Origin of the sequence: Nocardia miyunensis NBRC 108239, from assembly GCF_001613065.1 — a bacterium.
In the GTDB taxonomy this organism is placed as follows: domain Bacteria; phylum Actinomycetota; class Actinomycetes; order Mycobacteriales; family Mycobacteriaceae; genus Nocardia; species Nocardia miyunensis.
Map to the genome: position 1 here is coordinate 86,324 of NZ_BDBQ01000029.1, position 23,245 is coordinate 109,568.

General features: G+C 67.5%; 21 protein-coding genes and 1 pseudogene. 12 read left to right on the forward strand and 10 right to left on the reverse strand.

Features of this window, described 5'->3' with window-relative positions; translation table 11 throughout:
• Positions 1-441: 441 nt before the first annotated feature.
• The 5 genes from NM2_RS12075 to NM2_RS12100 all read right to left on the reverse strand — a co-directional run bounded on the left by NM2_RS12075 (position 442) and on the right by NM2_RS12100 (position 6,314).
• Positions 442-2,040 carry an FAD-dependent oxidoreductase gene (locus NM2_RS12075; RefSeq protein WP_067667664.1) on the reverse strand — a complete coding sequence of 533 codons (1,599 nt, stop codon included), beginning with the start codon at positions 2,038-2,040 and terminating at the stop codon, positions 442-444.
• Between the two features lie 1,026 nt (positions 2,041-3,066).
• On the reverse strand, positions 3,067-3,921 hold the full coding sequence (locus NM2_RS12085) for a PHP domain-containing protein (RefSeq protein WP_067667669.1): 855 nt from the start codon (positions 3,919-3,921) through the stop codon (positions 3,067-3,069).
• A gap of 280 nt (positions 3,922-4,201) precedes the next feature.
• On the reverse strand, positions 4,202-4,774 hold the full coding sequence (locus NM2_RS12090) for a suppressor of fused domain protein (RefSeq protein WP_157121044.1): 573 nt from the start codon (positions 4,772-4,774) through the stop codon (positions 4,202-4,204).
• A gap of 79 nt (positions 4,775-4,853) precedes the next feature.
• The gene (locus NM2_RS12095; RefSeq protein ID WP_067667671.1) at positions 4,854-5,345 is read right to left on the reverse strand and encodes a YflT domain-containing protein; all 492 of its coding nucleotides are present in this window, start codon (positions 5,343-5,345) and stop codon (positions 4,854-4,856) included.
• Positions 5,346-5,357: 12 nt separating this feature from the next.
• Positions 5,358-6,314, reverse strand: a complete 957-nt coding sequence (locus NM2_RS12100; RefSeq protein ID WP_067667870.1) for an HpcH/HpaI aldolase/citrate lyase family protein — start codon at positions 6,312-6,314, stop codon at positions 5,358-5,360.
• A gap of 77 nt (positions 6,315-6,391) precedes the next feature.
• Between NM2_RS12100 and NM2_RS12105 the strand changes: the two genes are divergently transcribed.
• The 5 genes from NM2_RS12105 to NM2_RS12125 all read left to right on the forward strand — a co-directional run bounded on the left by NM2_RS12105 (position 6,392) and on the right by NM2_RS12125 (position 12,044).
• Entirely contained in the window at positions 6,392-7,732 is a 1,341-nt protein-coding gene (locus NM2_RS12105) for a magnesium transporter MgtE N-terminal domain-containing protein (protein ID WP_067667673.1), read from the forward strand.
• A complete protein-coding gene (locus NM2_RS12110; protein ID WP_067667675.1) occupies positions 7,729-8,313 on the forward strand; it encodes a DUF1003 domain-containing protein in 585 nt (194 codons plus the stop codon). The genes NM2_RS12105 and NM2_RS12110 overlap by 4 nt, the downstream gene beginning before the upstream one ends.
• A gap of 212 nt (positions 8,314-8,525) precedes the next feature.
• Positions 8,526-9,875: a lytic transglycosylase domain-containing protein gene (locus NM2_RS12115; protein WP_245717988.1), complete on the forward strand. Its 1,350-nt coding sequence runs from the start codon at positions 8,526-8,528 to the stop codon at positions 9,873-9,875.
• 112 nt (positions 9,876-9,987) lie between these two features.
• Positions 9,988-10,830, forward strand: a complete 843-nt coding sequence (locus NM2_RS12120) for a lytic transglycosylase domain-containing protein (RefSeq protein ID WP_067667876.1) — start codon at positions 9,988-9,990, stop codon at positions 10,828-10,830.
• A 77-nt stretch (positions 10,831-10,907) separates the two neighbouring features.
• Positions 10,908-12,044: an Mrp/NBP35 family ATP-binding protein gene (locus tag NM2_RS12125; protein ID WP_067667677.1), complete on the forward strand. Its 1,137-nt coding sequence runs from the start codon at positions 10,908-10,910 to the stop codon at positions 12,042-12,044.
• Between the two features lie 236 nt (positions 12,045-12,280).
• On the opposite strand, the gene NM2_RS12130 is transcribed toward NM2_RS12125, so the two are convergent.
• Together NM2_RS12130 and NM2_RS12135 are read right to left on the reverse strand one after the other, a co-directional pair.
• The gene (locus NM2_RS12130) at positions 12,281-13,207 is read right to left on the reverse strand and encodes an aminoglycoside phosphotransferase family protein (RefSeq protein WP_218025898.1); all 927 of its coding nucleotides are present in this window, start codon (positions 13,205-13,207) and stop codon (positions 12,281-12,283) included.
• Positions 13,204-14,490 carry an NsdA family TPR-like regulatory protein gene (locus NM2_RS12135; RefSeq protein ID WP_067667679.1) on the reverse strand — a complete coding sequence of 429 codons (1,287 nt, stop codon included), beginning with the start codon at positions 14,488-14,490 and terminating at the stop codon, positions 13,204-13,206. The genes NM2_RS12130 and NM2_RS12135 overlap by 4 nt, the downstream gene beginning before the upstream one ends.
• A 299-nt stretch (positions 14,491-14,789) precedes the next feature.
• Between NM2_RS12135 and NM2_RS48945 the strand changes: the two genes are divergently transcribed.
• The 5 genes and pseudogenes from NM2_RS48945 to NM2_RS12150 all read left to right on the forward strand — a co-directional run bounded on the left by NM2_RS48945 (position 14,790) and on the right by NM2_RS12150 (position 18,030).
• The gene (locus tag NM2_RS48945; RefSeq protein ID WP_157121045.1) at positions 14,790-14,978 is read left to right on the forward strand and encodes a hypothetical protein; all 189 of its coding nucleotides are present in this window, start codon (positions 14,790-14,792) and stop codon (positions 14,976-14,978) included.
• A 162-nt stretch (positions 14,979-15,140) separates the two neighbouring features.
• Positions 15,141-15,416 (forward strand): annotated as a pseudogene (locus NM2_RS12140) (DivIVA domain-containing protein); the annotation flags it as partial.
• A 779-nt stretch (positions 15,417-16,195) separates the two neighbouring features.
• Entirely contained in the window at positions 16,196-16,810 is a 615-nt protein-coding gene (locus tag NM2_RS12145; RefSeq protein WP_084530823.1) for a DNA-3-methyladenine glycosylase I, read from the forward strand.
• A 179-nt stretch (positions 16,811-16,989) separates the two neighbouring features.
• Positions 16,990-17,157 (forward strand): DUF3117 domain-containing protein, encoded by a 168-nt coding sequence (locus NM2_RS47425; protein WP_083895957.1) that lies wholly within the window; start codon positions 16,990-16,992, stop codon positions 17,155-17,157.
• Between the two features lie 21 nt (positions 17,158-17,178).
• Positions 17,179-18,030: a putative RNA methyltransferase gene (locus tag NM2_RS12150; protein WP_067667885.1), complete on the forward strand. Its 852-nt coding sequence runs from the start codon at positions 17,179-17,181 to the stop codon at positions 18,028-18,030.
• Between the two features lie 2 nt (positions 18,031-18,032).
• Here NM2_RS12150 and glgA read toward each other — a convergent pair whose 3' ends face one another.
• Complete coding sequence (glgA, locus tag NM2_RS12155; RefSeq protein ID WP_067667888.1) at positions 18,033-19,187, reverse strand: glycogen synthase; 1,155 nt, start codon at positions 19,185-19,187, stop codon at positions 18,033-18,035.
• A gap of 201 nt (positions 19,188-19,388) precedes the next feature.
• Between glgA and glgC the strand changes: the two genes are divergently transcribed.
• Positions 19,389-20,603 carry a glucose-1-phosphate adenylyltransferase gene (glgC, locus tag NM2_RS12160; RefSeq protein ID WP_067667681.1) on the forward strand — a complete coding sequence of 405 codons (1,215 nt, stop codon included), beginning with the start codon at positions 19,389-19,391 and terminating at the stop codon, positions 20,601-20,603.
• 161 nt (positions 20,604-20,764) lie between these two features.
• Positions 20,765-21,745 (forward strand): Rpn family recombination-promoting nuclease/putative transposase, encoded by a 981-nt coding sequence (locus tag NM2_RS12165; RefSeq protein ID WP_067667683.1) that lies wholly within the window; start codon positions 20,765-20,767, stop codon positions 21,743-21,745.
• A gap of 316 nt (positions 21,746-22,061) precedes the next feature.
• Here NM2_RS12165 and NM2_RS12170 read toward each other — a convergent pair whose 3' ends face one another.
• Positions 22,062-22,250, reverse strand: a complete 189-nt coding sequence (locus tag NM2_RS12170) for a DUF397 domain-containing protein (protein ID WP_067667686.1) — start codon at positions 22,248-22,250, stop codon at positions 22,062-22,064.
• A complete protein-coding gene (locus tag NM2_RS12175; protein ID WP_067667688.1) occupies positions 22,247-23,134 on the reverse strand; it encodes a helix-turn-helix domain-containing protein in 888 nt (295 codons plus the stop codon). The genes NM2_RS12170 and NM2_RS12175 overlap by 4 nt, the downstream gene beginning before the upstream one ends.
• Positions 23,135-23,245: the final 111 nt, after the last annotated feature.

Sequence of the window (23,245 nt, forward strand, 5' to 3'; positions counted from 1 at the left end):
CGGGATACGGTTCGCGTATCGCTGCACAGATCCGTCGAGCCGGGGCCGGATGGTTGTCCGGGCAATGCACTACGGTGGTGATCCGCTGACCGGAGCCGTGCGTCACGGATCGCCGTTCACCAACCTCCCCGGGCCGGGCGGTGGCACCGGCCGGGATCCCGAACATTCTGCCAGCAGGCTCGGCACTTGCCAAATCCTGCCGCGCGGTGGCGGGTCGAGAACGGCTGGGATGTGCCATTTCCCGAGGCTACGTGGCGCAAATTACCCCCGGGTCACCGAAGGCCGACCATCCGCGCGACGGCTCGGTGAACTGTCGCACCGGACACGGGCGAGAGTTGTGCGCGCGATCCGGCCTCCGCGATCAGGCCCGAACGCACCCCCGCGCGGGAACGGACCATCGGGCCGGACCCGATCGTGCTGCGGCGGAACCCGGCCGATCGGTCAGGCAGTAGCCAAGTCCGTCGGCTCGAGCGCGGAAACCGGCTCGGACTGCGGCTGCGGGACGGACACGATCGGCTCGCACGCCTGCGGGCGCACCCAGACCGTGGACAGGCCGCCGGTGAGCAGACGCCGACACCAGTGCTCGACGACCTCGGGATGGTCGGTGCGCCGATGGATACCGCGGGATTCGGTTCTGACCAGCGCACTGTATTTGGTCCACCGCGCCACCGCCAGTAGCGCCGCGGCCTCGCGGGCACGCAATCGATCCGGGCCGCTGCCGCCGAGCGCGAATTCGGTGGCGGGCCACAGGGCGTCGAGTTCGGCGATGCTGTCGCGCAGGCTGTCCGCGCTGCGCCGATAACTGCGTCGCATGGGCAGGGTGTGCTCCTGGACCAGGCCGATCACCGCGCGCGGATCGAGGCCGGATCCGCCGTGCAGTCCCGCACCCGGAACCAGCCGCACCGGGCCCCGCCGACCGCGTCCGGTGGCGAAGCGAGCCGCACCGGCGCCCGCCCACACACCCGACGACATCGACCAGGCCCCACCCTGACCGCCGAACCCGCCGACCGCGCCGGTGATCGGTTCGCGCCCGGTCACCTCGCCTGCCGCGAAGAGTCCGGGAATTGTTGTGGCACAATCGAATCCGACGAGCCGCACACCGCCTGCGCCGCGTACGGTGCCCTCCAGCACCGCCCGCACGGGCATGCGCGCAAGATCGCCGGCCACCCGCTGACCCGGCACGGCGTCGCGCGGATCGAGTTGCCAGCAGGCGTAGACGCGTCGCCCGTCCGCGAGGGCCGCGAGCGCCTGTGCGGCGAATCCCTCTCCCGCACTGCCGAATACCGTGCCGGACTCGTCGCAGAGGGTGGCCGTCCGCAGCGCGGCCCGGGCGGCCGGCGCGCGCCGCTCCGCACCCGCCGGATGCGGACCCAGCACCGGCGCAAGGGAATACGCGCTGGAGAACTCCATGCCGGACAGTTCGCCGCCGGCCTCGGCGGCCATCAGCATCCCGTCGCCGGTATCGACATCGGTCCCCGCGCCGCCGGACCGGAACGCGCATCCGCCGGTGGCCAGCACCACCGCACCGGCCCGCACGGACCAGGATCGAAAACCGTCGCGAGCCTGAATGCCCGCCGCGCCGGAGACCACCCCCTCGGGGTCCACCACCAGTTGCAGCGCCGGGTGGTGATCCAGGATCCGCACCCCGGCCAGCACGAGCGCTCGGCGCATACGGGCGAGGTACTGCGCACCGTCGAGCCGGATCCGGGCCGCGGGCGCCGTACGCCCCATCGGACCGCGCTGCACCGAGCGGGCCAGCCGGTCCGCGTGCCGGTGGGTCTCGGCCAGCATCCGTGCCATCCACTCCGGATCGCCGAGGCAACCGCCATCGGCCAGACCGCGCGCCACCGCCGCGTCACGCAGCGGGCCGGGCGGGATATTCCACAGCGAGACAATACTTTTCGCGGTCGGGCCGCTGTGCCCGCAGCGCGACTTGTCGACCAGCACCACCCGAACTCCGGCACGTGCGGCGGCCAGCGCCGCCCACACCCCCGCCGGGCCGCCGCCCACCACCAGAACGTCGGCCTCGACGTCGATCACGGCCGCATCCCGCGGCTACCCGACCCCATCATGTGGAGACATGCCGGCGCCGCGGACTGCTTCGAAGATTCGCTCGCGATCTTGCTCACAAAGAATAAGGTTCGGACACGATTCACCCGTTGGCAACCGTTACACGGGGGTCAATTCCACCATTGCGTAACCAATAGATAACCTGCCGCCACAAAAACGACCACCGATCCGGAGAATGCGGCCAAACCTCGACGCCGATCGGCAAATATCTGCGCAACCGCGGCAACGACCGCCAACCCTATATGCCACCCCACCGCCCGCCCGCCCGGCCCCGGATACCCCCACACGTTCCCCAGCACCGCCGACCCGGCCACCACCAAGGCCAACACCACCATCCCCGCCGTCACCACCCCGCTGCACCCCCGCAAGGCCCTCACGCCCGACACCCCATCCCGAACCGATCCACCACACGCCACCATCTCTCCCACCCCCATACACCGTTTCCTGAGCTACCGGCCATCTTCCGTGGCGACATTCCGCACCCGCGGAACACCCCATGATCGTTTCCGCCCATTCCTGTACGAAAGCTTTCGCCCGCAGCAGGATAGACCCGGAAATCAGCGAACGCACGGCCACTCCGCTGCGAACACGGGCGACAGCGTGACATACCGCGGCCATTCGGGCACGCCCGAAAATACTGTTCCACAATATGATTCAACCGCCAGTGCGTGGATGCACCGGTCGGCACAGCTGAGCCATCCTCGTGATACGGGCGGTATGACGGCAGATCACACCTCTCCGTCGCCGCCCGAAAGTGCCGAATCACAACAGAACAGAACCGGCAACGACCGTCCGCTCCGCGCGATCTCGCCGAGCGACCGTCAGGATACGAGCGGCCCGATGACATATCGCGATCATCCAGACCCCTCTGAAAGTTATGGCTCACAAGGGAACAGAATGGAAAGCCGCCAACCGTCCCGCGTGATCCGACGCCGGCGCGGACGAGTTCCGGGCGACGCGGATGTCGGCGCTGCGCGATGACGCGCGGTCCGGGGGTCATGCGGTGATCACCGGGACGCCGCTCGCCTTGCTGGCGAGTTTCTCGAATTGCACCGGGTCCGTGGTGCATTCGCCCAGAGCGATGACCTTGTTCGCACCGTGGTAGTCCGAGGAGCCGGTGGTGAGCAGGCCGAGTTCGGCGGCCAGATCGCGCAGAATCGCGCGGTCGGACGAATTGTGGTCGGGGTGGTCGAGTTCCAGGCCGCCGAGGCCCAGGGTGGCCAGGTCGCGGATGTCGTCGAGGGCGAGCAGGCGGCCGCGCGTGCGTGCGCGGGCATGGGCCACCACGGCGACTCCGCCTGCCGCGGTGACCATTTCGACCGCCGCGCGCAGCGGGGTATCGGCCTTCTCCGCGTAGTAGCGACCACGCGGGGCCAGCAAACTCACGAAGGCCGCGTCCACCGTCGGCACCACTCCGGCCGCGACGAGGGCTCGCGCCAGATGCGGGCGGCCCGCCGCGGGCCCCGCCGAGGCGAGGACCTCGTCCGGATCGACGGGCAGCCCGTCCGCGGCCATCCGCTGGGCCATCGCCCGCACCCGGGCGACCCGCTCACCGCGCAGCCGCTCCCGTTCGCGGGCGAAGGCGGTATCGGCCGGATCGAACAGATAGGCCAGCAGATGCACCGGCACCGGCCACCCGTCCTCCCCCATCCCCTGACACGACATCTCCATACCGCGCACCAGACTCATCCCCGCCGGTAACGCCGCGGCGGCCTCGTCCCACCCCGCGGTCGTGTCGTGATCAGTGATCGCGATCACATCGAGCCCCACCGCAGCCGCATTGCGGATCAGCTCAGCGGGGCTGTCGGTCCCATCGGAGGCGGTGCTGTGAGTGTGAAGGTCGATGCGCACTGTGTTATTTTTGCCTCCGCTTCGCTCCGGCGGGCCGCGGCCCCCAAGGGCCGCAGCCTTTGGTGTTGACGTTATCCGAGATCGGCAGAACTCAGGTGCCGTGATGTTCAGTCTCCGCTCCGGCAGGCCGAGGGTTGACGTTCTTCGGAGTCGGCGGAGATCGGGTGCCCTTGATGGCCGGTCGCCGCTTCGGATGCCTGCTGGATCGCCCCGACCTCGATCCACGCCGCACAGGGCCAGTGTGCCGCGGCTCGCACGGCTGTGGTGGGGCGGCGGAGGGTCAGAGATTCGCCGCGCCGCGGCCCGGATCGCGCACGTCGATTCCGGCTTCGGCCCATGCCTCGCGCAACGCGGGCGCACCGCGCAGGCGCACCCAGGCGGCCTCGGTGGCGGTGATCGGTGAGACCGACAGGAATCGCACGGGATCCGCGGGTTCGGGGAGGTCGAGTTCCGGGACGTCGCCGGGGCCGAGCAGAACCGCGGTGAACGGGGCGTTGGCCCACAACGGTTCTCCGAGGTCCAGCAGCGCATCCGGTTGCAACACAACGCCTTCCACTGCGGGGGAGGCGATCAGCACGCCCAGCGCGCGGGTCAGCCCGGTGTGCGCGTCGCCGCCGCGCAGGGTCAGCACCAGCTCCGCGCGCGGCCCGCGCTCCGGATCGACCACGGCCGCGGCGGGATCGGTCATCGGATGCCGCGCGCCGCCGAGGGTGACGTAATGCACGAACTCACCGTCGGGAATGCGCAGGATCTCGATCGGCTCGAGCCCGAGAAATGTCACCGAGGCCGAATCGGCCGTCCCGACACCGAAATGCCCGAGCACCGCAGCCCGGACCGATTCGATCACATCCATGTGGAACCGACTCCCCCATGAGCACGACAGGATTCGATCACGCGCCGCCGACGCGTGCGTGCTGGATCGCTCATACCGCTCAGATCGCCAGCTTGGCAAGCATGTCGCGGGCCTGTTCGGCGGCCTTCGGCTCGCACAGCACGTCGTAGCGACCGGCCACCAACTGCATGGTGGACGCGAAATCACGCTGACCGCGCGTGGCCGCGTACGGGATCGAGGTGGAGATCACGCCGAAGATCACACCGCCCACCAGGCCGACGATCAGCGGGCCGACCGCGCCGCCAGTGGTGAACAGGCTCAGCAGCAGTCCGAGGAACAGGCCTAGCCAGGCGCCCGAAACCATGCCGCCGCCAATGACTTTGCCCCAGGTCAACCGGTAGAGCACCCGCTCGACCTGCATCAGGTCCACCCCGACGATGGTCACGTTCTGCACCGGGAACTGGTTGTCGGCCAGATAGTCGACCGCGCGTTGGGCCTCGGCATACGTCGGATACGACCCGACAGGCCAGCCCGACGGCGGGGTCGGCAGGCCCTGCCGATTGCGGTTCGAATTCCCGAGTGGGTTGGTCATAACTCCATCATGCTAGTTCTCGGCGGCCGGCGGGGGTACGAAACGCGTAGTTCGCGCCATTCCCGCGGCCCGGCCCTTCTCCGCTATGACGTGCGCCATCTTCGCGCTCGCCTCATCGATCATCTCCGCGCCCAGCATCACCGCGCCGCGGGCGCCGCCGTCGGCCGAGGTGTGATAAGCGTACGCGTCCAGAATCTCCTCGGCGCGGTCGTAATCGGCCTGGCGCGGACTGAAGATCTCGTTCGCGGCCTCGATCTGCGTCGGGTGCAGCACCCATTTGCCGTCGAAGCCCAGCGCGGCGGTGCGAGCCGCGGCCCGCCGGAACGCATCCAGATCACGAATCTGCAGGTAGGGACCATCGATCGCCTGCAGGCCGTGCGCGCGGGCGGTGAGCAGGATGGTCATCAGAATGTGATGGTAGGCATCGCCGGTGTCGTAGCCCTCGGGCTGCTCCCCGACGACCAGCGTGCGCATATTGATACTGGCCATGAAATCGGCGGGACCGAAAACCAGCGTCTGAACCCGCGGGCTCGCGGTGGCGATCTCATCGATGTTGCGCAGGCCCAGGGCGTTCTCCAGCTGCGGTTCGATGCCGATACTGCCGACCTCGAGTTCGCACGCCTTCTCCAGCTGGGTCAGCAGCAGATCCAGCGCCCGCACCTGACCGGCGTCGACCACCTTGGGCAGCAGGATCGCGTCCAGATGCGCGCCCGCGCCCTCGACCACGGCGATCACGTCGGCGTAGGTCCACGGCGTGGTCCAGTCGTTGACCCGCACCACCCGGATCTGATCACCCCAGCCCGGTGAATTCAGCGCTGCGACAATATTTCCCCGCGCCGCGACCTTGGCGGCGGGTGCCACCGCGTCCTCGAGATCCAGGAATATCTCGTCGGCCGCGAGCCCCTTGGCCTTCTCGATCATCTTGGGGTTGCTCCCGGGGACTGCGAGCACCGAACGGCGGGTTGGCATACGCGACTCCTCCACGTCTGGGTTCGGTGGTGAGTCTATCGATACGGCCCTCGAGCGCTGCCTCTAACCTTTGAAGCATGGCTTCGACGAGGGTTTTCGCGGCCAGGCTCGCCGGTTTGGTGGTCCTGGGTCCGGACGGCGAATCGATCGGCCGCGTACGGGACGCGGCCATCTCGATTCGCTTCGACCGACAACAACCCCGAGTCCTCGGGCTCATCGTCGAATTGCCAACGCGCAAACGCATTTTCGTCCCCATGCTCCGAGTCACCTCGATCGAACCCGGTTCGGTCAGCCTCAACACCGGAACGGTCAGCCTGCGCCGGTTCCAGAAGCGTCCCGGCGAGATGCTCGCCCTGGCCCAGATCCTCGACTCGCGCGTGTACGTCGAGGATCCCGACCTGCCCGAACTCGCCGGCGTCGAGGTCTTCGTGGCCGATTTGGGCATGGAGCAGACCCGCACTCGCGACTGGGTGGTCTCGCGCGTGGCGGTGCGCCGCTATCGCGGACTGGGCCGGGCCCTGCGTCGCAGCGCGATACACGTCGTGGACTGGAACGATGTCCGGGGCCTGACTTTGCAGCAACTCAATCTGCCCGGACAGAGCGTGACCGCCCTGCTCGAGCAGTTCGAGGGCCTGCGTCCCGCCGACGTGGCCCATCTGCTGCGCGAACTGCCCGAGAAACGTCGCATCGAACTGGTCCGCGCGCTCGACAACGAACGGCTCGCCGACGTCGTCCAGGAGTTGCCCGAGACCGACCAGATCGATGTGATGCAGAATCTGGGCGTGTCCCGCGCGGCCGACGTGCTCGAGGCGATGGATCCCGACGACGCCGCCGACCTGCTGGGCGAACTGCCCAAGGGTGAGGCCGAAGCACTGCTGGCGCAGATGGATCCGGAGGAGTCCGAACCGGTGCGCCGCCTGCTCGAGTACTCCCCCTACACCGCGGGCGGCATGATGACGCCCGAACCGGTGGTGCTGCCCCCGGCCGCCAACGTGGCCGAGGCGCTGGCGCGGGTGCGCGATCCCGATCTGCCCGCGGCGCTGGCCTCGATGGTGTTCGTCGTCCGCCCGCCCACGGCCACCCCGACGGGACGCTATCTGGGTTGCGTGCATACTCAGCGATTGCTGCGCGAACCACCGGCAACCCTGCTCGGCGGTATCGTCGACACCGATCTGTCCCAGCTGCGGCCGGAGACCACGCTTCCCGCGGTGACGCGCTATTTCGCCACCTACAACCTGGTGTGCGGGCCGGTGGTCGACTCGGAGAATCACCTGGTGGGCGCGGTGACCGTCGACGATCTTCTCGATCATCTGCTGCCCGAGGACTGGCGAGAACACGACGAGGAGGCACACGAGGTCCAAGCCGGCGCGCACGCGGGCACGGGCGTAGGTACCGCGGCCGAAGGAGAAGTGCAGTGACCGAACGCGCCGATAAGCCTCGCGCCCGCCTGGAGACCCCGGTCGAGGGCAGATTCCGCTTCGATTTCGACGCCGAGGCGATGGCCCGGACCAGCGAGCGGATCGCCCGGTTCCTGGGCACCGGCCGCTATCTGGCGATCCAGACCGTCATCGTGGCCGTGTGGATCGTGGTGAACGTCTTCACGATCGCCCTGCGCTGGGATCCCTATCCGTTCATCCTGCTCAACCTGGCGTTCTCCACCCAGGCCGCGTACGCCGCGCCGCTGATCCTGCTCGCGCAGAACCGGCAGGACAACCGGGACCGGGTCTCGCTCGAGGAGGATCGCCGCCGCGCCGCACAGACCAAGGCCGACACCGAATTCCTGGCCCGCGAACTGGCCGCGCTGCGGATCGCGGTCGGCGAGGTGGCCACGCGCGACTACCTCCGCCGCGAACTCGAGGACATCAAGGGCATGCTGAACCGGATCGAGTCGATCACCCCGATCGACGATGAAGATTCGGGAGATGGGCCCAAAACGAGGAAGAGTACCGATCGGAAGAGGGGACAGGTACCGATTTCGCCACAAATTGGTGGCAACTGACCGCAAATATCGACAACATCACCGAGACCCGTGGGTAACCTGGATCACGTTGCTCGGAACGGCGGGTTGTACCCGGGCCGCTCATATGACCAGAGGGGATTGGTGTGCCGATGCGAATATCTGGACCAGTAACCGTATCGGCGCTGGTAGCAGCGGGTTTAGTCGCCTCTGGTTCAGCGGTACACACCACCTCGCATACGCATTCGCAGACCGTGTCCGAACCGCAACTCGCGGCCTCCGGCGACTCCGCGGATCCGTCCGCCGCCTCCTCCGATGGCACCGTAGGTCTCGTTCCGGCCGCGCCCGAAGCAGCCCGCAAACTTCGCGCGATGTCCTCGTCGACCGACGATCTGCCGCTGTTCGGGGGCACGATGCCGTTGCAGGACATCATGATTCCGGGCGGTTCGGGCATCTTCGGCATCCCGGAGATCGTGCTGGCCGCCTATCGCAACGCCGAGCTGGCGCTGGCGTCCTCGGATCCCGGTTGCGGGCTGAACTGGAGCCTGCTGGCCGGTATCGGCAAGATCGAGTCGAATCACGCGGCCAACGGCCGCACCGACGCCAACGGCACGACCCTCGGGGTCATCTACGGTCCGGCGCTGGACGGCACGCTGCCCGGTAACGAGGTGCTGAAGTCCGGCGACGGCGGTTTCGTGCGGGCCATCGGGCCGATGCAGTTCCTGCCCGGCACGTGGTCCGAATACGCCTCCGACGGCCTGGGCAACGGCCACCCGGACCCCAACAACGTCTTCGACGCCGCCCTCGCCGCGGGCAAATATCTGTGCTCGGGCGGGCTGGATCTGCGCGATCCGCAGCAGCAGCTGCGTGCCGTGCTGCGCTACAACAACTCCATGGCCTATGCCTCGGAGGTGTTGAGCTGGGCCAATGCCTATCGGACCGGCGGCGTCCCGACCCAGGTGACCATCTCGCCGGATCTGGTGCCGCCCGGCACGATGCCCGAGGGCGCGGGTTCGCAGATGACCGCGGCCGATTCGAAGGTGACCGCCGCCCCCGGCCCGGCCACCCAGCCTCCGGTCAGCTCGAACGACAAGCCCGCGCCGACGCCGACGCAGGTGATCATCAATATCCCTGGGCTGCCGCCGATTCCGTGCGGCATCTTCTGCCCGGCGCCGCAGCAGACGAACCCCTGCGATCCCGCCACGACGCCCGCCCCGGCGCAGAATCAGGATCCGAACAACCCGCTGGCCCAATTCCTGCGGTGGGCGCCGGGAGCGCTTGCGGGCCAGACGAGTTCGAGCACACCGTTGAAACCGGGCGATCCGGGCGCGGCGGATCCGAAGGACCCCGACGCACAGCAGCAGCCCGCCTGCACCCCACCGCAGACACCGGCTCAGCCGCAGTCGGCTCCGGGCGCACCGAAGGTCCAGCAAGCCCCGGCGCCCGATCCGGCAACCCAACCGGCACAGCCTGCGGCACCGGCGAATACGCCCCCGCCCGCACCCCCCGCGGCACCCCCGCCCGCGCCCACCGTCGCGCCGCCTCCGCCGGGAATCCAGCTGCCGTTCGGCATCGTCATCCCGCTGCCTCCGGCCCCGCGATAACGGTAAACCGAAAAGAGCATCACGAAGGAGTAACGAAAAGATCTCGGATGCGGTAACCTTCAATCGTTGTGTCACGCAAAGCTCACAGCGAGCATTGGAGGGTCACCACACAGTGGGACGTCACCGCAAGCAGCCGGAGCCAGTCTTCCGGCGTGGATCCGTTATTGCGCTGGCCGGTCTCGTCCCCGCGGGGGTCGTCACCGTCAGCACCGCCTCCGCCTCGGAGCTGAACACCGGAGAGTTCGCGGCCTTGTCGGCGGCGCAACACAATTCGGGCGCACAGCAGGCTCAGGCCGCCGCCGCGACGGTCTCCGAGGAGACCATGCACATGGCCAAGCATGCCGGGCCGCCGGTCGTGGAATCGATTGCGCTGCCGGAGAATCGGGCCGAAGCGCGGGTTCCGGCCGGGCCCCTCGGCATGCCCGGAGTGGCCTACGCCGCCTACCAGAACGCCGAGCGAATCCTGGCCCAGGACGAGCCGGACTGCCACATGCCGTGGTCGATGCTGGCCGGGATCGGTCAGATCGAATCGCATCAGGCGTACGGCAAACTCGACGCCGACGGCAATCCGATCGAGCCGATCTACGGCCCGGTCCTGGACGGCAGCCTCTACGGCAACAACGTCGTCCCGGAGACCGACGGCGGCGCCCTGGACGGGATGACGAGTTACGCCCGCGCGGTCGGCCCGATGCAGTTCCTGCCCGAGACCTATCGCAAGTACGCGGGGGATGCGCGCGGCACCGGCGTCTCCGATCCGCAGAACATCTACGACGCCTCGCTCACCGCGGGCAGGTACCTGTGCGAGGGCGGGCTGGACATGCGCGATCTGTCCCAGCAGTCGCGGGCCATCATGCGCTACAACAACTCGATGGCCTACGTCGCGAACGTCATGGCGTGGGAGACCGCCTACCGCACCGGCGTCACCCCGCACGCCGCGGACCTGCCGATTATCTGACGCGGTCGGCGGGCCCTCTCGAGCCGCACACAGGCTGCCGGATCAGTAGCACCCACCCCATCGCTAGACTCGAGTCCATGCCAGTGGTTACGGAATCGGATGTGCGGGGCGCCCTCGCGAAGGTGATCGACCCGGAGATTCGCAAGCCGATCACCGAACTGGGCATGGTCAAGGAAGTCCGGGTCGGTGACGACGGCACTATCGACGTCGAGATCTATCTGACCACCGCCGCCTGCCCGTTGCGCACCGAGATCAGCGATCGGGTCTCCCGCGCGGTTGCCGATGTGCCCGGTGCGGGCGCGGTGACCGTGGAACTCGACGTCATGAACGACGAGCAGCGCACCGAACTGCGCAAGCAGTTGCGCGGCGACGCCGCCGAGCCCGTGATCCCCTTCGCCCAGCCCGGTTCGCTGACCCGCGTGTACGCGGTCGCCTCCGGTAAGGGCGGCGTCGGAAAGTCCAGTGTCACCGTGAATCTCGCGGCCTCGATGGCCGCGCGCGGCCTGTCGGTGGGCGTGCTGGACGCGGACATCTACGGCCATTCGGTACCCCGCATGCTGGGCACCGATCAGCGGCCCACCCAGGTCGAGCGGATGATCATGCCGCCGATCTCGCACGAGGTGAAGGTCATCTCGATCGCGATGTTCACCCAGGGCAACACCCCCGTGGTGTGGCGCGGCCCGATGCTGCACCGCGCGTTGCAGCAGTTCCTCGCCGACGTGTTCTGGGGCGATCTGGACATCCTGCTGCTGGATCTGCCGCCCGGTACCGGCGACGTCGCGATCTCCATCGCCCAGCTGATCCCCAATGCCGAGATCCTCGTGGTGACCACGCCCCAGCCGGCCGCCGCCGAGGTGGCCGAGCGCGCGGGCGCGATCGCCCTGCAGACGCGTCAGCGCATCGCGGGCGTGGTGGAGAACATGTCCTGGCTGGACCTGCCCGACGGCTCCCGCATGGACCTGTACGGCTCGGGCGGCGGCCAGGACGTCGCGGACCGCCTCACCCAGGCCGTCGGCGCGAACGTCCCTCTCCTGGGCCAGATCCCGATCACCCAGGAACTCCGCGAGGCGGGCGACAAAGGCACCCCCATCGTCCTGAGCTCCCCCGACAACCCCGCCGCCCAGGCCCTGCGCGACATCGCCGACAAGCTGGCAGTCCGCCGCCGCGGCCTGGCCGGAATGTCCCTGGGCATCGACACCACACGTCATCTCTGAACTCCTCCGCTCCCGAGAGTTCAACAGATCACCGAGCGCAGGGAGACTCGGGCTGACGGCCAACAAGACAGTTGGGTTCTGGCCGTCCCCGGCGCCCATGTGCTTGCGACCGGCGAGTACCACATCGTCTCGCGGGTAACCGGTGTCGTCCAGCTCGAAGCTCCGTTTCCACTCACCATAGATCTCGATGCTCTGACCGGTGACCGTAGAGTCGAGGGGTCGTAGAAGGTCCTGGGCTACAGGATGTTCCAGCGGGATGGGGTGCCCGAGCGGAGAGCGGCTATGCGGCGCAGGACTTCTCGGGCGCAGGCGGTGTCCGGGGCTGACTTGTAGGCGTTGGTGGTGATCATGCGGAGTTCGCGCAGATCGCGAAGCCAGGGGTAGCCGGACCAGGTGCGGATGTCGAAACCGTAGGCGTGGCAGAACTTCTCGTATTCGACCGTGGGGTGGGCGAAGCGGCGGCAGTGCACCTCGAGGGTGACCAGGTCCCACTCCGGGTGCCCGAAAGCCACGCTCTCCCAGTCGCACAGCACGCTCCGGCCGGTTTCGTCGTCCCACAGCATGTTCCGATGATGGGCGTCGCCGTGGATGAGGCCCGGGGGCAGGACGAAGGTGATCTCGGCGGCGCGGGCGGCCAAGCGGGCTCGTTCGGCCCGCAGCATCGCGCGGTCCTCGGCGGTCAGAATCCGGCTCGCCGCAATGGATTGCGCGATCCGGGTGAAGGTTCCGGCCAGGTGGCGGGCGGGCAGCCACTGCCGCGGGCGGGTGCGCAGCGAATGCAGCATCGCCAGGGGCGCGGCGAGATCCGGGGCGGTGATCTCGCGACATTGCGGCAGGTACCGCCAGAACGTCACCGTGCAGCCGTCGATCTCCATCGGCTGCCGCACCGGCGCGAGCGCCACCACCGGCACCTGCCCGGCCTGCAACCAGCGGACCAGTGCGACCACGTCGACCGGCGAACGACCGCCGAAGGGCCGATCGATCTTCACCACGACCGGCGCGCTCGCCAGCCGGTACACCGCATTGGTGTGATGTCGCAGCAACTCCGCACCGAGGTGATCCAAACCCACCACGCGACAGGCGCGTTCGAGGATCGACAGAGTCCACTCCGGGGTGAACGCCGCCGCGGCCATCGGTTCGGCCGGTTCGAACGTCGTGATCACCGCGACACCTCCGTTCCGGACGAGACCAGATGCCGCAGTTCGTCCACCCGGCGACGTCCGAGCCCGTGTTCCCCGATGGCGTCCACCACCGCGGCCGCTCGGGTCAGCACGATCGTGGTGCGATGTTCCGGCGGCAGCGTGGTCAGCACCTGCTCGGCCAGCTCGCACGCCTCGTCCACCGCGCCGTCGACGGCATAGCCGATCGCGGTGTCCAGTTCGATGAGCGCGGGATCGACCACCACGCCCGGACTATCGCTGTACAACCGCAACGCCTGCTCCTGCACTCGCCGCGCGGCAGCGGTGCGCCCGAGATTGGTCAGAATGCCGGATTGGTAGAGCAGCAAACGCTTTTCACCGAATCGGAACGCCTCGTCGGTGGCGGTGTCGCCGAGTTCGGCGGTGCGGTGCACCGCCCGCGTCAGAGCCAGGTCCGCACCCGCGGAATCACCCAGGCGGGCCAATGCCCGCGCCTCGGCGGCGGCCGCCAAAGCGGTTGAGTCATCAGCGGTTTCGGGTAGTTGCGCCTGTGCGGCCCGGGCCAGCGCCACCGCCTGCTCGGGACTGCCGTAGTAGTACGGCAGCATCGCGTGCTGAGCCCGCACCCGGGCCCGCAAACGCAGGTTGGCGGTGTCGTCGGCGGCCATGCGCGCGGTGCCGTACCAGAAGTTCGCCCGTTCGATCTGGCCGAGTTTCATCAGCGCGTCGGCGATCAGCAGGCCCAGGACCGCGGTGACCTCCGACAGCCGGGACTGGATGGCCGCGGGTTGACGTTGCGTCGCGACGGCCTGGACCTCGAGCACGTCGGGGAGCACGGTGGCCAGCACCTGCGCGGGCGGGGTGCGGGTGTAGGCCAGGATGCGCCCGGCGGCCCGCTCCTCCATCAGATCCACCATCACCGGTCCGACCGTGCAGGCGGACACCGTGCGATCGACGAGCGCGCGGGCGTCGTCGAGCCGGGCCAGCAGCGTCGTGTCGTAACCGGGGGCCGCGGCGGCGGGCGCGGTGGTGCGGCGGGCGGGCAGACGGCGCGCGCCGAGTGCGGCCTCACCCTCGACGAGGATCTGCTCGAAACGCTCGCGAACGTCCGGGCCCACCTGTACCAGCAGGGTGTCCAGTAGTTCCTGGGTGAGCGGGCGCGGGGTGACCGCGCTCAGACCCGCGCGCCAATTGGCGACTGTCGTCATCTCGATGCCGAGGTGGGCTGCGAACTCGCGCACGGACTTTCGCGTAGCCTCCTGCAGCGCAACCGCTTCGAAGCCGGTCCACGGCCGACCCAACACCATGGCGAGTCCTGTTGTGAGTACTTGTTAATTCTATGTTTCGAGCTTCATGCCAACAGTAGGCCAACACCAACGCCAACAGTGCGCGATTTCATATCTGTACGGAAACGACCAAAGTAGAGGGAGCACCCGGCGTCGAGCGTCACCCTTCACAGCCGGAGCAATCGCGCACCGTGGCGGCGATCCTGAGACCACGGCGGAGCGGCAGCTCATCAGGCGACATGCGAACCTCGGAAGGCTCGCGGACGTCGCCGGGCCCGTTCCCGGCGCCGGGTGCACTCGCACACCCAGGAGGTATCTCCATGAACACACCGTCTTCCGGCACCAGGGACATGTGGTTGATGAACAGCCGCGACTGCGGGCACGAACCCATCGAACTCACCGACGAGCTGGCGCGATTCATCCTGGCCGTACACGCCGGGCACGGCGGCGGCTGCCGGCAGTATCTGGCCGCGTCCGCCTACTGCTTCCGGCGCACCGGCGAAAGATGAACCAGCGGCTCGTGATTCGCGCCCACCCGGCCGCCGGAATGGAAACCGGCCGGGTGGTCCGATCGCGGACTCGCGTGTCCGGGCACGATCGGCACTCGTCGCGGGCCGGGGCGGGCGACGGCAGCGTCGCCCCTGTCGGTCCCGCCCCCTATTCTCGAACGCATGCTCACGATGCTGCTGTACGTGCTGATCGTCGGATTGGTCGCCGCGCTGCTGTTCCTGGTCGCGAGCGCGGTGTTCGGGCGCGCGGAGGAACTGGGCCCGCTGCCCGAGGGGACGACCGAGACCGTGCTGCCCGCCCACGACATCAGCGGCGACGATGTGCGAGAGCTGCGCTTCCAGCAGGTTTTCCGGGGATACAAAGCGGGCGAGGTGGATTGGGCGCTGGCCCGGCTCGCGGCCCGCATCGACGAACTGGAGACGCAACTGGCGCGGGAGCGCGGCGGATCACCGCAGCACCCCGAGTCCGGCGAGCCCGTGGAGCAGACCGGCCCCGGCACATGGACCGGCGCTCACCCGGCCGCTGAACCCCCCGCCGGAACTCCGCGCGCACCCGGTGATTCCAGGATCGAACGCCCCGGCAATTCCCAGGGCAACGGTTCGACCGAGCAGAACAGCGGAACATCGTCCGACACGCCCGGCCGATCCGACGGAATGCAATCGTCGCTGGCGGGACTGACGATCGGTTACGTACCGACCACCGACCCGCCCGGAAACGCGACGGGACAGATCCCCTGGCACGACCCGGCCGAAACCGGCCCCTGGGAACCCCCGGCCATCGGCAACGACGCGGGTCCAGCCCGCACGCCCGTCGCCACACCGGCCGTGTCCGCCGGGCCAGCGCAGCTGGGAATTACCTACACAGCACCACCTGCCCCCGCACCCGCCGTCTCCGCCCAACTACCGCAGCCGGGCATTCCCTTCACAGCATCGCCGGCCCCCGGCGTCGCGGCCGGACCACCGCAGCCGGGCAATCCCTTCCCGCCACCGTCCGGGGCAGTACCCATCGTCTCCCCGGGACCAGCCCAACCGGGCGGCCCCTGCACAGCGCCGCCACTCCCCGGTTCGGCCGGACCGGACGGATATCCCGCGGCTCCGGGCGCGTACACCACCGGCCAATCCGCATCCGACGAGCCCGCGGGCTTGCCGCCGCAGACCGGCAGCCTGGCTCTGCCGCCCGTCGCGACGACGCCCGGCCAGCCGGGCGCGCCCGTTCCATGGCCCGGCCAGCCCGGACAGACCACAGGGGGACAGCTGTGAGCACCGACGGACCCGTGACCCCCGACGGCCGCGTGCGCTGCGGCTGGGCCGAATCCTCACAGCTCTACCGGGATTATCACGACCGGGAATGGGGCCGCCCGCTGCACGGCGACGACGCCATGTTCGAGCGGATGAGCCTCGAGGCATTCCAGTCCGGACTTTCCTGGATCACGATCCTGCGCAAGCGTCCGGCCTTCCGATCGGCTTTCGCCGGATTTTCGATCGAACGAGTCGCAGGATTCGGCGAGGCGGACGTGGATCGGCTGCTGGCGGATCCGGGCATCGTGCGCAATCGCGCCAAGGTCGTGTCGTGTATCGCGAACGCAAAAGTTGCCCGCGAGCTGGACACCAGTCTGGACAAGTTGATCTGGTCCTTCGCCCCGACCCCGCGATCACGCCCCCGCACACTGTCGGATGTGCCCGCCGTCACACCCGAATCGACCGCTCTCGCAAAGGAACTCAAGCGACGCGGGTTCCGCTTCATCGGGCCGACGACCGCATATGCGCTGATGCAGGCGACCGGGATGGTGAACGATCATCTGGCCGATTGCTGGGTCGACGCGCACGCGTGAGTACACGCCCGGCTGGTCGGTTTTGGAACTCCGGTACCCGCCCAGTTCCGCAATAGGGAAGAATAGGCCTGGTGTAGCCCTCGGTGCGGCGACCGCCGCTTCGGCGGGCTACCTGTTGGTGACAACACGAGTTCCAAGAAAGTGCGCAGAAGACCGCGCGGATCTGGAGGGAGCAGAGGATGGCGGCCATGAAGCCCCGCACCGGGGATGGTCCCCTCGAGGCAACCAAGGAAGGGCGTGGAATCGTTATGCGGGTTCCACTCGAGGGTGGCGGGCGTTTGGTCGTCGAGCTCACGCCCGATGAGGCGGCGGCTCTGGGCAAAGAGCTCACCCAAGTCACGAGTTAGTCGCTCGACTCGCCCGACGTGGTGAATTCGGCGACACAGCTCGCCACGGTCGCGTTCTTGCTGGCCTGTCCCGAATGCGGTGACGTTCTGGCCGTGCGCGATCGTTCATTGTTCTGCGCGCGCGGACATGGTTTCGATATCGCCCGGCAGGGATACGTGAGCCTGCTGACGGGTGCGTCGACGAAAATGTCCGGCGATACCGCGGCCATGCTCGACGCACGGGCCGCCTTTCAGGATGCGCGCCATTTCGCACCCATCGCCGACGCGGTGGCCGCCGCCGTTCACCGGGACGCCCCGCCGTCCCCATTCTCGATTCTCGAGATCGGCGCCGGTACCGGGTATTACCTCGCCGCGGCATTGGACGCCGCGCCGGATGCGCACGGGATCGCCTTGGACGTGTCCAAGCCCGCCGCCCGGCGCGGCGCCCGCGCACATCCGCGCGCCGCCTCGATCCTCGCCGACGCCTGGCGCGGCCTGCCGATCCGGGACGGCCGGATCGATCACGTGCTGTCGGTGTTCGCACCCCGCAACGCCGACGAGATCGCCCGGACGCTCACCCCGGATGGTCTGGTCACGGTGGTCACCCCGACGCCGCGCCACCTGTCCGAGCTGATCGAGCCGCTGGCCATGATCGGCGTGGACACCGCCAAGGACGATCGTCTCGCCGAGACGATGTCCGCGCATTTCACTCTCCGCGACCGCGACGTCGTGGAGTACTCGATGAAACTCACCCACACCGACATCGCCGATGTCGCCGCCATGGGCCCCTCGGCCCATCACGCCGCGCAGCAGCGCGCCGAGCGGATCGCCGCCCTGACCGACGTCGTCCAGGTGACGGCCTCGGTCACGGTGTCCACCTTCGGAATTCGGTGAAATCAGCCCTTACGGAGGCGTTCGTACAGGTCCACGGTGCGCGCGGCGACCTGCGCCCAGTCGAATTCGGCGATAGCGCGGGCGCGTCCGGCGACGCCGAGGGATTCGGCGAGTCGCGAATCTCCGGCGACGGCATTGACCGCCTCGGCCAGACCGTGTTCGAAATCCGCGGGCGTCTCACCGTCGTAGTGCACCAGACGCCCGGTGGCCTCGGCCACGACCTCCGGAATTCCGCCGACATCCGATGCGACGACCGCCGTACCGCAGGCCATCGCCTCGAGATTGACGATGCCCAGCGGCTCGTACACCGAGGGGCAGACGAATACCGCCGAGGCCGCCAGGATCTGCCGCACCTGTTCGGTAGGCAACATCTCGCGAACCCAGAACACTCCCCCGCGACGTTCGGCCAGATCCGCCACCGCCGCCGACGTCTCGACCTCGAGCTGCGGCGTGTCCGGCGCCCCGGCGCACAGCACGAGCTGAATGCCCGGATCGAAATAGCGGGCGGCGGCGAGCAGATGCCCGACGCCCTTCTGCCGGGTGATCCGCCCGACGAACGAGACGATCGGCAGATCCGTGCGCACCCCCAGCTCGTCCAGCACGTCGCGGGCCTCGGGAACAGGGCCGCCGGGATGCCAGACCTGCGCGTCGATTCCGTTGTGTACCACGTGAACCCGGTCCGGATCGATGGACGGATACGCGTCCAGCACATCGCGTCGCATGCCCGCGCTGACCGCGATGATCGCGTCGGCGTACTCCATCGCGTTGCGCTCGGACCACGAGGACAGCCGGTATCCGCCGCCGAGTTGCTCGGCCTTCCACGGCCGCCGCGGTTCGAGCGAATGTGCCGTCAGCACATGCGGAATCCCGTACAGCGCGGCGGCCAGATGTCCGGCCAGGCCGGTGTACCAGGTGTGCGAGTGGACCACGTCGACGCCGTCGGCGGCATCGGCCATCCGCAGTTGCGCCGACATCATCTGCATGGCCGAATTGGCCGCGTACAGCATGGGATCGGGTTGATGCACCACCGCGTCGTCGCGCGGGATTCCCATACAGTGCACCGTCACATCGCACAGCTGTCGCAGCTTCGCGGTCAGCTGGGTGACGTGTACCCCCGCACCGCCATACACCTCGGGCGGATATTCGCGGGTCATCATCGCGACCCGGAGCCGGTCACGTTCCTGGGGCTCGCCGCTCACGACTGCGCCTCGCTGACGCTCGCCTCCGTCGTGCGCGGCGCGCGCTGTGTTGATGGTTCGCTCGCAAGCTCACTCACGACACGGGAACTCACCGGTCCAACCTAATCGTTCACCTTCGTCATCACCACCCGTCCAGCCCTCGGGCTGTAGGTTGGACTCGTGAGGAGCCAGCCGCACGTACTCGGGATCGTGCTCGCCGGTGGTGAGGGCAAGCGTCTGTTCCCGCTCACCAAGGATCGCGCCAAACCCGCGGTCCCGTTCGGGGGTGCGTACCGGCTGATCGATTTCGTGCTGTCCAATCTGGTCAATGCCGGATATCTGCGGATATGCGTTCTCACCCAGTACAAGTCGCATTCGCTGGACCGGCACATCTCGCAGACGTGGCGGTTGTCCGGATTCGGCGGGGAATACATCACCCCGGTGCCCGCGCAGCAGCGGCTGGGCCCGCGCTGGTACACCGGCAGCGCCGACGCGATCATGCAGTCGCTCAACCTGATCTACGACGAGGATCCCGACTACATCGTCGTGTTCGGCGCCGATCACGTGTATCGGATGGACCCCGAACAACTCGTTGCCCACCACATCGATTCCGCCGCCGGGGTGACCGTGGCCGGAATCCGGGTGCCGCGCAGTGAGGCGAGCGCGTTCGGCTGCATCGATTCCGACGAGTCCGGCCGGATCACGCAATTCCTGGAGAAACCCGCCCATCCGCCCGGCATCCCGGACGACCCGAATATGACCTTCGCCTCGATGGGCAACTACGTATTCACCACCAAAACCCTCGTGGACGCGATCCGCGCCGACGCCGACGATTCGGATTCCGATCACGACATGGGCGGCGACATCATCCCGAACCTGGTCGCCCAGGGGGAGGCCAGCGTCTACGACTTCGCCGAGAACGACGTCCCCGGCTCCACCGACCGCGACCGCGGCTACTGGCGCGACGTCGGCACCATAGACGCCTTCTACGACGCCCACATGGACCTGGTCTCGGTACACCCCGTCTTCAACCTCTACAACCGCCACTGGCCCATCCGCGGCGCCGCGGAAAACCTCCCGCCCGCCAAATTCGCCCAGGGCGGCCTGGCCCAGGAATCCATCGTCGGCTCCGGCAGCATCCTGTCCGCGGCCACGGTCCGCAATTCCGTACTCAGCTCGAACGTGTTCGTCGAGGACGGCGCGACCGTCGAGGGCAGCGTCCTGCTCCCCGGCGTCCGCGTGGGCCGCGGCGCGGTGGTACGCCGCGCGATCCTGGACAAGAACGTCATGGTCGGCGAGGGCGAGATCATCGGCGTCGACCTGGAACGGGACCGCCAGCGTTTCGCGGTGAGCAACGGGGGTGTGGTGACGGTCGGCAAAGGTGTTTGGGTGTAAGGGAATTCGCTATTGCCAGTGCAAAATCCGTTGTCCCACACCCTCACCGAAGTCCTCGGCGGCGTCCCGGCACGTGACTTGTCGGCGGTGTTCGGACGTGCCGCGGAGACTCGCCGGTATCGAGACCGAAGTTGTCGGTGGTGGCGGGTAGCTTGCCGAACATGGGGGTCCAACCATCGAATCCGCACGACGCGCTGTTCCGCAGCATCATGCAGCGCGACGGCCAGCTTGCCGGTGAGCTACAGATCGCACTCCCGCCGGAGCTCGTGATGCGAATCGACTGGAGTGTGTGGCGGTACATACCCAACGACCTGGTAGCCCCAGGGTTGGAATGCCGCCAGACCGACCTGTTCGTCGAGACACGATTCGATGGCGCCGAGGCCCTCATGTACATCCATGTCGAGCATCAGAGCCGTCCGGACCCCCTGATGACATTCCGGATGGGTGAGTACATGTTCGGGCATTGGCGCCAGTACGTGGACCGGTCGGAGAAGGTACCGACGTCGCTACCGGTGATCCTTCCGGTGGTGGTGAATTCGGGGCCGCGGAATCAACCCTGGAGATACTCGACGCAGTTCGCAGATATGTTCGCGCTGGCCGAGGACGCGCGGGCGGCACTGACCCGGTATCTGCCGACGTTCGACATCATCGTCGACGATATCGCTGCCATCTCGCTGGACGAGCTGGCCAAGCGCCCGATCCCGGCCGCAGCACTGCTGGTGTTCGCGCTGCACAAGAGCGCCAGTAAAAATCCCGACCTGGTGCAGACACTTGCGCCGGTGATCGAGAAGTTCCAGAACCTCGAAAACGAGCCCGGCGGAATGATCGACCTGCGCGATATCATCGGATACATCGTCGAGGTCGGCGACATCGACGATGACGACTTCGTGGAGCTGATCGATCAGTTCGGGCCGCGAGCCAAGGAGGTAGCCGTGACAACCGCAGAACGTTTCCGCGCTGAAGGTCTGGAAAAGGGCCGGGTCGAGGGCCTGACACAAAGTCTGCTGAGTCTGCTCACGGCAAAATTCGGTGACGTCCCGACCGACGTCGAGGACCACATCCACGCTGCTGACCCGGACCAGCTCCAGAGCTGGACCTTGAAGATCCTGTCCGCGACCACTATCGGCGAGGTCTTCGAGTAGTTCCGCGCGAGACCATCGGCGGCGAAGCAGAACGTGGCGGTGGTGATGGAGAGAACCGGTTCGGCACTCGATCAACGCTACAACCGATGATTCGAACGAAGACCGCGAAGTCGCGGCCGGATGTCGAACTGATCGGCCTCGATCGACTCTACGGCCGCTGACCCGGGACGTCGACGAACAACATTGGGGTGTACAAGAATTCGCGGATTCCAGCGCAAATTCGACCTCCAACGAGCGATGGCCTCGCTCGACGTCTGGCGTGGAGCGAGGCCGTCAGTTCGCACGAAAGATTTTGTCAGGAAAGAGAATCAAGCCCTCAGCCATGCACGGACGCGATTAAGGCATCCCACTCGGCCGGACCGAAGGTCAAGGCAGGCCCGGTCGGGTTCTTCGAGTCACGCACACCGACCTGACCGTCGCTCAGCCATGCGACCTCCACACATTCGCTCTGGCTACTGCTATAGCTACTCTTGAACCAGTTCACGCCAGGTAGATCAGTATTCACGCCGAATAGCTCCTTGCCACCTGCCTGAGCAGGTCTCGCGACTTCGCCTCGTCCAGTGCTGTCTTCCGAATGTCCTCAGCAAGCTCATGGTAGCGCCGAACATCCTCGGGCTTCTCGAGGTAGAGATCGTTGCTCATCTGACTCTCGAGGAAGACGAGAGGCGGCTCCAACGGGCGGCCCTTGGCGTCATTACCGAATTCCAGAATCACGAAGGGGCCATGGAGCATTCCCCACGTGCATCCAGCCGCAAAAGGATGGATGCGGATCGAGACGTTCGGCAATTTGCCAATCTCGGCCAGATGCCGGAGCTGTGCTGCCATAACTCGCTGACTTCCCACGACGCGATGCAGTGCTGATTCATGAAGCACCACTTCGAGATTCACCGGCATCGTCTTGCGAGTGACGATGGCCTGTCGTTTCAGTCTCAACTCCACTCGTCGGTCGACATCATCCTGGCCGACATAGCCGGGGTAAGCACTGAACACCGCCCGCGCGTACGCCGCTGTCTGCAACAACCCAGGCACATGCTCGTGATACGAAAAAATCTGGCGCGCAGAGGCTTCGAGTCCGACAAACATGTTGAAGTTGTCCGAGAACAAACCGCTGAATGCGCTGTACCAGGACTTGACCTGCGCCTGTTTGGCCAGCTCGATCGCACGCTCAGCATCATCCGAATCCACCTCGAGGACCTCGCAGAGCGCCTGAACATCCCGCACGCGAACCTTCTTCACCTTGCCGGACTCGATGCGTTGCAAACCGGCGGAACTGAGTTCCACCAGCTCAGCCACTCGTTCAATGGACAACCCGACCTCGTTGCGCGCCTTGCGAAGAAAGCGCCCGAGCTGACGCCGAGGCAGCGTCGAAGGTTCGTCGTTACCGGTCATACCGCTCGTACCTCCTGCGAAAGTGATTGAAACCGAACCGAAAAGTGAGTTAACCCCGCGAATGATGCGATCGGGTCTCTGGGTTTTCACAAGATCTGCCTTGAATCCCCC